Raw genomic sequence first — 10,367 nt, forward strand, 5'->3', positions numbered from 1 at the left:
TCCGTACTTCCCCAGGGGGTGACGTTCCAGTGGCCAGCGCGAACGAAGAAAAGCTTCTCGAAAACCTGAAGTGGATGACCACTGAGCTGCGTCGGGCCCGACGCCGCCTCCAAGAGGTCGAGTCCGATGCCCAGGAGCCGATCGCGATCGTCGCGATGAGCTGCCGGTTCCCCCACGGGGTGCGTTCCCCCGAGGAATTGTGGCGACTGGTCGAATCGGGTGGTGACGCCATCACCGGATTCCCGGAGGACCGTGGCTGGGACATCGATTCCCTCGCCGATCCGGACCCGGACCGGAAGGGTACTTTCTACAACACCGGCGGCGGATTCCTGGACGACGCCACCGTTTTTGACCCCGGATTCTTCGGCATATCGCCGCGCGAGGCACTCGCGATGGACCCCCAGCAGCGTCAGCTGCTGGAGGCCTCGTGGGAGGTCTTCGAGCGGGCGGGCATCGACCCCTCGACCCTGCGGGGCAGCCGGACCGGTGTCTATGTCGGCGCGGGGGCCATGGGCTACGGAGCCGACCTGAAGGAGGTTCCGGAAGGCCTCGAAGGGCTGCTGCTGACGGGCGGCGCGACCAGTGTGCTGTCCGGCCGGGTCAGCTATGTCTTCGGCCTGGAGGGCCCCGCCGCCACCATCGACACCGCCTGCTCGTCCTCCCTCGTCGCCCTGCACCTCGCCACCCAGGCGCTGCGCGCCGGTGAGTGCACGCTCGCCCTGGTCGGCGGCGTGTGCGTGATGCCCACCCCCGACGTCTTCGTCGAGTTCAGCCGTCAGCGCGGTCTCGCCGCCGACGGCCGCTGCAAGTCCTTCGCCGCCGCCGCCGACGGCACCGGCTGGTCCGAGGGCGTCGGCGTCCTCCTCGTGGAGCGCCTCTCCGACGCGCGGCGCAACGGCCACCAGGTTCTCGCGGTCGTACGCGGCTCCGCCGTCAACCAGGACGGCGCTTCGAACGGTCTGACCGCTCCGAACGGTCCGGCGCAGCAGCGGGTCATCCGCCAGGCACTGGAGAACGCCCGGCTGTCGGCCGCCGAGGTCGACGCCGTCGAGGCGCACGGCACGGGCACGACGCTCGGCGACCCGATCGAGGCGCAGGCGCTGCTCGCCACCTACGGCCAGGACCGGCCGGCCGGCCGACCCCTGCGGCTGGGCTCGCTCAAGTCCAATCTGGGCCATACGCAGGCCGCCGCCGGTGTCGCGGGCATCATCAAGATGGTCATGGCCATGCGCCACGGCACGCTGCCCAAGACCCTGCACATCAATGAGCCCACCCCGGACGTCGACTGGTCGGCGGGGGACGTCGCCCTCCTCACCGAGGCGATGGACTGGCCGGAGACCGGTGCTCCGCGCCGGGCCGCCGTCTCCGCGTTCGGCGTCAGCGGCACCAACGCCCACACCATCATCGAGCAGGCCCCCGAGCCAGACGAGACGCCGACGGACGAGGGCTCCCGCCCCGCCGCCGCCCCCGCGATCCTGCCCTGGACCCTGTCGGGCCGGTCCGCCGCCGCGCTCCGCGCCCAGGCCGCCCGGCTGCTCGACGCCCACGGCAGCCCGCTCGACATCGGCCACTCGCTCGCCACCACCCGCGCCACGCTGGAGCACCGCGCCGTGCTCGTCGGCCGCTCCGAGGGCGACCTCCGCACGGCCCTCACCGCGCTCGCCGACGGCGAGCGGGCCAACGGCCTGGCGACGGGGACCGCCACCGAACAGCGGGTGGCGTTCCTGTTTACGGGGCAGGGGAGTCAGCGGCTGGGGATGGGGCGTGAGCTGTACGGCGCGTATCCGGTGTTCGCGGACGCTCTGGATGAGGTGTGTGCTCGGTTCGCTCCCGATCTGTCTTTGAAGGAAGCACTGTTCGGAGACGAGAGCGGTGCTCTCGATGAGACGGCGGTGACGCAGCCCGCGTTGTTCGCGGTCGAGGTGGCCCTCTTCCGGCTGCTTGAGTCGTGGGGTGTGCGTCCCGACTTCCTGTCCGGTCATTCGATCGGTGAGATCGCGGCTGCTCATGTGGCCGGGGTGTTCTCGCTGGCTGATGCGTGCACGCTGGTGGCGGCGCGTGGCCGGCTGATGCAGGCGCTGCCCACCGGCGGTGTGATGATCGCGGTCCAGGCCTCGGAGGAGGAGATCCTTCCGCTGCTGACCGACCGGGTCAGCATCGCGGCGATCAATGGTCCGCAGTCGGTCGTGATCGCGGGTGACGAGAGCGCCGCTCTCGCCGTGGTCGAGCAGTTCCCGGACCGCAAGTCCAAGCGTCTTACGGTGAGTCACGCGTTCCACTCGCCGCACATGGACGGCATGCTGGAGGCGTTCCGTACGGCGATCGCGGGGCTTTCGTACGGCACCCCGAAGATCCCGATCGTCTCCAACCTGACCGGCACCCTCGTCACGGACGAGATGGGCTCGGCGGACTTCTGGGTACGCCACGTCCGTGAAGCCGTCCGCTTCCTCGACGGCGTCCGCGCCCTCGAAGCCGCCGGAGTCACCTCGTACCTCGAACTCGGCCCCGAAGGCATCCTCTCCGCCCTCGCCCAGGAGTGTGTGACAGGCGATGAGTCCCTCTTCGTTCCCGTCCTCCGGGCCGCCCGCCCGGAGGCCGAGACGCTGATCGAGGCGCTGGCCCGGGCTCATGTCCACGGTGTGCCGGTCGACTGGGAGGCGTACTTCGCCGGGACCGGCGCGCGCCGCGTCGAGCTGCCGACGTACGCCTTCCAGCACGAGCGGTACTGGCTGGAGCCCGCGGCGGCCGGCACCGGCGATGTGAGCGGGGCGGGGCTCGACCCGGCCGCGCATCCGCTGCTCGGCGCCGCCGTCACCCTGGCCGAATCCGAGAGTGTGCTGTTCACCGGCCGGCTCTCGCTGCGCACCCACCCCTGGCTCGCCGAGCACACCGCCGCCGGAGCCGCTGTGCTGCCCGGCGCGGCCTTTGTCGAACTGGCGGTGCGCGCCGGTGACGGAGCCGACTGCCGGCACCTGGAGGAGCTGATCCTCGACGCGCCGCTGGCCCTGCCCGTTGAAGGGGCCGTCAGGCTTCAGGTGCTCGTCGGCGGCCCCGACGACAGCGGTCGGCGTCCCGTCACCGTCTCCTCCCGCCCCGAGGCCGCGCCCGCCGATGCCTCCGCCGACGCTTCCGCCGGCGTCCCCTGGATCCGCCACGCCCACGGCGTCCTCGCCCGCACCGGGCCGTCCGCGCGGCCGTTCGACCTGGCGCAGTGGCCCCCGGCGGGGGCCGAGGCCGTGGACATCGCGAGCCTGTACGCGTACGAGGGGACGGCCGAAGCCGGTACTGCCCCGAGGGGCCCCGAGCGCGGCCCGCTGTTCCGGGCCGTGGAGGCCGTCTGGCGGCACGAGGGCGCCCTCTTCGCCGAGGTGCGGCTGCCCGAGGGCGGCGCTCATCCGCACCCGGAGGGAGCCGGATTCGGTCTGCACCCCGTACTGCTCGACGCCGCCGCGCATGTGGCCGTCGCCCTCGCCCTGGACGCCGACCCGGACGCGCCCACTCACCACGGCGACGAGCCGGGCTCCTGGTCGGACGTGACCCTGCACGCGGTGGGCGCCGGAGCCCTCCGGGTGCGGATCAGCGCCGCCGACGACGGGGCATTCGCCCTGGAACTCGCCGACGACCTCGGCGAACCCGTCGCCACCGTGGGCTCCTTGACCCCGCGCGCCTTCGCGTCGGCGACACCTGCCGACGCCCCCGCCGCGTCCCACGAGTCGCTCTTCCAGCTCGACTGGACCCCCCTCCCCGTCGCCGGGGCGACGACCGCCTCTCCGGGAGAGTGGGCGGTACTGGGCTCGGCAGGCTTCGGCCCGGCCGCGCGATACGCGGACCTGGCCGCACTGGGCGAGGCTGTCGACGCGGGCACACCTGTACCCGGCCATGTCCTCGTCCCGCTGACCCCGGACGCCGATGCCCATGCCCATCCTCATGCCGATCGCACCGGAACCGCCGGAGCGGCGACGCACCGGGCGCTCGCCCTGGTGCGGAGCTGGCTGGCCGACGACCGGTTCGCGGCGTCGAAGCTCGTCGTCATGACCCGGGGCGCGGTCGCCGCGCCGGGCGAAGGAGTCGCCGACCTGCCGCACGCGGCGGTGTGGGGCCTGGTGCGCTCGGCGGAGACCGAGAACCCCGGACGCTTCGTCCTCGCGGACCTGCCTCCCGCCCCGGACGGCCAAGAGGTCCAGGACGCGCTGACCGCCGCCCTCGCCTCCGACGAACCGGAACTGCTGCTGCGGCCCGGCACCGTACAGGTGCCCCGGCTGAACCGAGCCCGTACGACGGCCGCAGCCGCAGCCACGCCGCTCGACCCGAACGGCACCGTCCTGATCACCGGCGGCTCCGGCACCCTCGCCGGAATCGTCGCCCGCCATCTCGCCACCGCGCACGGAATCCGCCACCTGCTCCTCCTCAGCCGCCGGGGCTCCGACGCCCCCGGTGCCGCCGAACGCACGGCTGAGCTGGCCGGTCTGGGTGCGGAGGTCCGGTGGGCGGCGTGCGACGCGGCCGACCGGGACGCGCTCGCCGCCGTACTGGCAGCCGTGCCGGAAGACCGCCCGCTGACGGCCGTCGTGCACACGGCCGGTGTGCTCGACGACGGTGTGATCGAGTCCCTCACCCCGGAGCGGCTCTCCGCCGTCCTGCGGCCCAAGGCCGATGCCGCCCTCCACCTCCACGAACTCACCCGCGAACTCCCCCTGTCCGCCTTCGTCCTCTTCTCCGCGATCGCGGGCACCCTCGGCAGCGCGGGACAGGCCAACTACGCCGCCGCCAACGTCTTCCTCGACGCCCTCGCCCACCACCGGCACGCCCAGGGACTCCCGGGCACCTCGCTCGCCTGGGGCCTGTGGGCCGACGCGAGCGGAATGACCGGCGGCCTGGACGAGGCCCAGCTGCGGCGCATGGAACAGCACGGCATGGGCGCGCTCACCGCCCCCGAAGGGATGCGCCTGCTCGACGCCGCGCTCGCCGCCGCCGACCGGCCCGTACTCGTCCCGGCCAAGCTCAACCTCCCCGCGCTGCGCACCGCAGGCGGCCCCGGCCCGGTCGCCCCGATCTTCCGCGCCCTCCTCGGCGCGGGCGGCCGGCGCACCGCCCGGACCCGTACCGACGGCGGTACGCCGCTGGCCGAGCGGCTGAGCCGGCTCACCGGCCCCGAGCGGGACCGGGCGCTGCTCGATCTCGTACGCACCCAGGTCGCCTCCGTGCTCGGCCACGCGTCCGCCGAACAGATCGAGCCCACCCGCGCCTTCAAGGACCTCGGCTTCGACTCGCTGACAGCGGTCGAACTGCGCAACCGACTGGGGGCCGCCACCGGCCTGCGGCTGGCCACCACCCTCGTCTTCGACCACCCGTCGCCCACCGCGCTCGTACGACTCCTGCGCACCGAACTCCTCGGCGAGCCGCAGGACGAGCGCGAGACCGACGGGCGGGGAGCGCTCACCGCCGCCGGTACGGGCCTCGCCGACGACCCCGTCGCGATCGTCGCGATGAGCTGCCGCTTCCCCGGAGGAGTCCGTTCCCCCGAGGAGCTGTGGCGGCTCGTGGCGAGCGGGGGCGACGCGATCGCCGGCCTTCCCGGCAACCGGGGATGGGACACGGAAGACCTGTACGACGACGCCGACGGCGGCCCGGCCTTCAAGGGCGGTTTCCTGTACGACGCCGACACCTTCGACGCCGACTTCTTCGGGATCTCGCCGCGTGAGGCGCTGGCGATGGACCCTCAGCAGCGTCTCCTCCTCGAAACCTCCTGGGAGGCGATCGAACGGGCCGGAATCGACCCCGTGTCCCTGCGCGGCAGCCGCGCCGGAGTGTTCGTCGGAGCCGCGTACAGCGGTTACGACGCACAGCTGGAGCAGTCCGGCACGGAGGGTGTCCTCGGCCATGTGATGACCGGCAACGCGGGCAGCATCGCCTCCGGCCGGGTCTCGTACGCCTTCGGTCTGGAGGGCCCGGCGGTCACCGTCGACACGGCCTGCTCCTCCTCGCTGGTCGCGCTGCACTGGGCGATCCAGGCGCTGCGCAGCGGCGAGTGCACGATGGCGCTGGCCGGTGGTGTGACGGTGATGTCCACCCCCAGCACCTTCAGCGAGTTCAGCCAGCAGGGCGGCCTCTCGCCCGACGGCCGCTGCAAGCCCTTCGCGGCGGCTGCCGACGGTACGGGCTGGGGTGAGGGTGTCGGGATGCTGCTGGTGGAGCGGCTGTCGGACGCGCGGCGCAACGGCCACCAGGTCCTCGCGGTCGTACGAGGCTCCGCCGTCAATCAGGACGGCGCTTCGAACGGTCTGACGGCTCCGAACGGCCCGTCTCAGCAGCGGGTGATCCGCCAGGCCCTGGCGAGTGCGGGTCTGTCCGCCGCCGAGGTGGACGCGGTGGAGGCGCACGGCACGGGCACCCGGCTGGGCGACCCGATCGAGGCACAGGCGCTGCTCGCGACGTACGGTCAGGACCGGTCCGAGGGCCGTCCGCTGCTGCTGGGCTCGGTGAAGTCGAACATCGGTCACACGCAGGCCGCGGCCGGTGTCGCGGGCATCATCAAGATGGTCATGGCCATGCGGCACGGAGTGCTGCCGAAGAGCCTGCACATCGATGAGCCCTCGCCGCAGGTGGACTGGTCGGCCGGTGACATCGCCCTGCTGACGGAGGCCGCCGAATGGCCGGTCACCGAACGGCCCCGGCGAGCGGGTGTCTCGTCGTTCGGCATCAGCGGGACGAACGCCCACACCATCATCGAGCAGGCCCCGGAGACGGCGGCCGACACCGCGCCGATCGCGTCGCCGACGGCCGCCGCGCCGTCCGGCCCCCTGCCGTACCTGCTCTCCGGCAAGAGCGCGGAAGCTCTCCACGCCCAGGCCGGCCGACTCCTGCCGATGGTCGAGGCAGCCGACGGCCCCCGGGGCACCGACCTCGCCCACTCCCTGGCGACGGGGCGCGCGGCACTCGAACACCGAGCGGCGATCGTCGCCGCCGACCGAAGCGCTCTGACGCGCGCACTCGCCGCGCTGGCGGCGGGGGAGCCCGCGCCGGGTCTCGTCCGGTCCACGGTGAGGGGTGGCGGGCTCGCCTTCCTGTTTACGGGGCAGGGGAGTCAGCGGCTGGGGATGGGTCGTGAGCTGTACGAGGCGTATCCAGTGTTCGCGCGGGCTCTGGATGAGATCTGCGCGCGGCTTGATGTGCCTTTGAAGGAAGCACTGTTCGGTGTTGAGAGCGGTGCTCTCGATGAGACGGCGGTGACGCAGCCGGCGTTGTTCGCTGTTGAGGTGGCGCTGTTCCGCCTCCTTGAGTCGTGGGGCGTGCGGCCGGACTTCCTGTCCGGTCACTCGATCGGTGAGATCGCGGCGGCGCATGTGGCCGGGGTGTTCTCGCTGGAGGACGCCTGCACCCTGGTCGCGGCGCGTGGTCGCCTGATGCAGGCGCTGCCCACCGGCGGTGTGATGATCGCCGTCCAGGCATCGGAGGACGAGATCCTCCCGCTGCTGACCGATCGCGTGAGCATCGCCGCGATCAACGGCCCGACGTCGGTCGTGATCGCCGGTGACGAGGACGCCGCCGCGAAGATCACTGAGCAGTTCCCGGACCGTAAGTCCAAGCGTCTTACGGTGAGTCACGCGTTCCACTCGCCGCACATGGACGGGATGCTCGATGCCTTCCGCGAGGTCGCCGAGACGCTTTCGTACGGCTCCCCGGCGATTCCGGTCGTCTCCAACCTGACCGGTGCCCTCGTCACGGATGAGATGGGCTCGGCGGACTTCTGGGTGCGCCATGTCCGCGAGGCGGTCCGCTTCCTGGACGGCGTCCGTGCGCTGGAGGCTGCCGGGGTCACCTCGTACGTCGAACTCGGCCCGGACGGGATCCTCTGCGCCCTCGCCCAGGACTGCGTTGAGCGTACGGACGCTGCTTTCGCGCCCGTACTCCGCAAGGACCGCCCCGAGACGGAGACGGCTGTCGCCGTTCTCGCCCAGGTCCACACCCGGGGCATCGCCGTCGGCTGGGAGACGTACTTCTCCGGCACCGGCGCGCAGCGCGTCGACCTGCCGACGTACGCCTTCCAGGGCAAGCGCTACTGGCCCGAGCCGGCCGCCGGTTCGGTGGCGGGCAGCGAGGTGGACGCGCGATTCTGGGACGCGGTTGAGCGGGCGGATCTGGCATCGCTCGCCGATGAGCTGGAGTTCGACGGGGACCGGCCGCTCAGTGACGTACTGCCCGCGCTGTCCGCCTGGCGGCGGGACGAGCGGTCGCGGTCGCTGGCGGACGCCCACCGGTACCGCATCGCGTGGCGGCCGTGGTCCGGGACGGAGCACGGCACGCCCGCAGGCACCTGGCTGGCGGTACTGCCCGTATCGCACGCGGATGATCCCTGGGTCGGCGCCCTCACCGACCGGATGCGTGAAGGCGGCGCACGGCTCGTACCGGTGACGGTCGACGCCTCCGACAGCGACCCCGCCGCGCTGGCCGCGCTGCTGCGCGAGCGGCTGCGCGAGGAGTCCGGCGAGGACGCGCCGGTGCTCGCCGGTGTTCTGTCCCTGCTCGCGCTGGACGAGCGACCGCACCCCGAGCACCCCGGTGTTCCCGTCGGCCTCGCGCTCACGGCCACGCTGGCGGAAGCGGCCGAAGGCATCGAAGCGCCCTTGTGGTGCGTCACACGGGACGCCGTCGCCGCGGTCGAGTCCGACACACTGAGCGGGGCGGCGCAGGCACAGGTCTGGGGCCTCGGCCGGACGCTCGCCCTGGAGCACCCCGACCGCTGGGGCGGACTCATCGACGCGCCGCTCACCTGCGAAGACCGCGACCTGGACCGGCTCATGACAGCGCTCACCGGAGCCGGAGCCGGAGCCGGAGCCGCAGCCGAGGCCGGTGACGAGGATCAGCTTGCGATCCGCGCCTCGGGCACCCTCGTACGACGGCTGGAACGCGCCACGGCGCGGCGCGGACCGGCCAAGGCCGCATGGACCCCGCGCGGCACCGTGCTCATCACCGGCGGCACCGGCGCCCTCGGCCGCCACACGGCGCGCCGGCTCGCCGAGCGCGGCGCCGAGCACCTCGTCCTCGTCAGCCGCCGGGGTGCCGAGGCTCCCGGAGCCGCCGAGATCGAGGCGGAACTGTCCGCGCTGGGCGCGGCCGTCACCCTGGCGGCCTGCGACGTCGCCGACCGGGCCGCGCTCGAAACCCTCGTCGCACGGCTCGCCGCCGACGGCACCCCGGTACGCGCCGTGGTCCACGCCGCCGGTGTCTCCCAGCCTCCCGGCACCGGAACCGACCTCCCCGGCTTCGCCCACGTCGTGGCCGCGAAGACCGCCGGAGCGATCCACCTCGACGCCCTGTTCGACACCCCGGACTCCCTCGACGCGTTCATCCTCTTCTCCTCCATCGCCGGCATCTGGGGCAGCGGCGGCCAGGGCGCGTACGCGGCGGCCAACGCCTTCCTCGACACGCTCGCCGAACAGCGCAAGGCCCGTGGTCTCACGGCCACGGCCATCGCCTGGGGCCCGTGGGCCGACGGCGGCATGGCGGCGGAGGGCGACGCGGAGGAGCAGCTGCGCCGCCGAGGGCTGCCGCCCATGGACCCGGCGGCCAACCTGCTGGCGCTGGAGCGCGCGGTCACCGGCCCGGACGCGGCCCTGACCGTCGCGGACGTCGACTGGGCCCGCTTCGCCCCCGTGTTCGCCGCCGCCCGGCCCCGGCCGCTCATCGGCGAACTGCCCGAGGTCCGGGAAGCGCTGCGCACCGGCACCACGGCCGCCGAAGGCACCGCCGGGACCGCCGACGGTGGCACGCCCGCCGTACTCCGGCGGATCTCGGAGCTTCCGGCGAACGACCGGGAGGAGGCGCTGCTCGGGCTCGTGCGCGAACAGGTCGCAGCCGCACTCGGCCACGCGTCCGCCGAAGCGGTCGCACCCGACCGGGCCTTCAAGGACCTCGGCTTCGACTCGCTGACCGCCGTCGAACTGCGGAACCGACTGGGCGAGGCATGCGACCTGAGGCTTCCCAGCAGCCTTGTCTTCGACCACCCCAACCCGCGGGCACTGGCCGGGCATCTGCTGCACACCCTCTTCCCGCAACTTACCGGCGACCCCGTCGGCCCCGCCGCCGGCACCGACCCGCAGGAGGCGGAGCTGCGCCGGACGCTGGCCACCATCCCCCTGGGCCGGATCCGCCAGGCCGGGCTGCTGGACACCCTCCTGCGGCTCGCCGGACCCGACACCCCCGCCGACGCCACGAGCCCCGCCGCCGAGGGCGACTCCCCCGACGGCTCCTCCATCGACTCGATGGACCTCGAAGACCTCCTCGGTCTGGCCCTCGGCGACCTCGACGATCACGATCTCGACGGGCTCAGCGGCCCCGACAGCGACAACGACAGCAACCGTTCCTGA

At 73.2% G+C, this 10,367-nt stretch carries 1 protein-coding gene; it reads left to right on the forward strand.

From position 1 onward, the window contains the following. The first annotated feature begins 29 nt into the window (after positions 1-29). Complete coding sequence (locus tag ABD371_RS31710) at positions 30-10,367, forward strand: type I polyketide synthase (protein ID WP_344484719.1); 10,338 nt, start codon at positions 30-32, stop codon at positions 10,365-10,367.

Source organism: Streptomyces amakusaensis, assembly GCF_039532665.1.
In the GTDB taxonomy this organism is placed as follows: Bacteria; Actinomycetota; Actinomycetes; order Streptomycetales; family Streptomycetaceae; genus Streptomyces; species Streptomyces amakusaensis.